Raw genomic sequence first — 640 nt, 5'->3', positions numbered from 1 at the left:
GGCCATCCAGCAGGTACACCCGCGTGTTGGCAATTGGCCGCCCGATCGGGACCACCGACCCATTAAAATCAGCCGGGCAATGCCAGACTGTCGCGCAGACTGTTGCCTCGGTCGGGCCATAAGCGTTGACAATTGATGCCGGGGCAAGACTTCGGATGAGTTCAGCCTTCGGCAGCTCTCCAGCAAGAATGAGAACTTGCAAAGCCAAACATTCCAGATTGTTGCTTGCCTGAAGCGACGCCGGGGGTAACGTCGCATGGGTGATAGCTTCGCTTCGGAGATAATCCGATAGCTTGTTACTCGCTTGACGGATCTCGTCCGCAGGCAAGTGCAATGCGGCTCCAGAGCCAAACGCCATAAGAAGCTCCCAAGCGCTTGCATCAAAACCAACGGAGGCGAACTGCACGACTCGGCTCTTCGAAGAAGCGCGAAAAAGACCGACCTCAGCCAACAGCAGATTGACCAACCCTCGATGCTGGATCATGACGCCCTTTGGGATTCCGGTTGAGCCTGATGTGTAGATCACATAGGCGAGATGGCGGGATGTGAGGCCAAGCGTGCGCGGGTCGGGGTCCGAAGCCGGCCGTTCGGCCCAGGCCGGCGTGGCCGTCTCCAGATCGACCACCGTCACATCAGTGGG

The 640-nt window shown here is 58.6% G+C and carries 1 protein-coding gene; it reads right to left on the bottom strand.

The genetic code is table 11. From position 1 onward, the window contains the following. Nucleotides 1-625, bottom strand: a 625-nt coding sequence (locus H8A95_RS43390) for an AMP-binding protein (RefSeq protein ID WP_229188500.1), incomplete at its 3' end; no start/stop codon positions are given. Nucleotides 626-640: the final 15 nt, after the last annotated feature.

Source organism: Bradyrhizobium oropedii (assembly GCF_020889685.1).
Classification (GTDB): domain Bacteria; phylum Pseudomonadota; class Alphaproteobacteria; order Rhizobiales; family Xanthobacteraceae; genus Bradyrhizobium; species Bradyrhizobium oropedii.
Note: the sequence above shows the minus strand (reverse complement) of the source record. Positions and strands in the feature narration are given on the sequence as shown.